The following is a 357-nucleotide window of genomic DNA, read 5'->3' on the forward strand; positions in this document are numbered from 1 at the left end:
GGGACAAGAGCAAGGTGGAGGTGGGCGTGCGCTTTGCCCAGTTCTACATTCTCGGCCGTCTGCGCAACCGCACCTTCTTCTCGCTCGCCGAGGCCAATGCCGCCATCGCACAAGCGGTGGAGCGCATGAACGACGCACCCCTGCGCCGCCTCGGCATCAGCCGGCGCGAGCTCTTCGAGACGGTGGAGAGACCCACCCTCGCGGCCCTGCCGGCGGAAGACTACGTATTCGCGCAATGGCAGTTCGCCCGCGTCGGGCTCGACTATCACATCGAGGTGGAAGGCTTCTTCTACTCCGTGCCTTTCGGCCTCATCGGCGAGCAGGTCGACGTGCGCCTGACGCAGCGCACCCTCGAGG

1 protein-coding gene is annotated in these 357 nt (G+C 66.1%); it reads left to right on the forward strand.

Annotation, left to right across the window (positions count from 1 at the left end; translation table 11 throughout):
* The coding region (locus OC446_RS30680; RefSeq protein WP_410055180.1) for a Mu transposase domain-containing protein at positions 1 to 357 on the forward strand (357 nt) is incomplete at both ends.

Origin of the sequence: Microvirga sp. Mcv34, assembly GCF_024519725.1 — a bacterium.
In the GTDB taxonomy this organism is placed as follows: Bacteria; Pseudomonadota; Alphaproteobacteria; order Rhizobiales; family Beijerinckiaceae; genus Microvirga.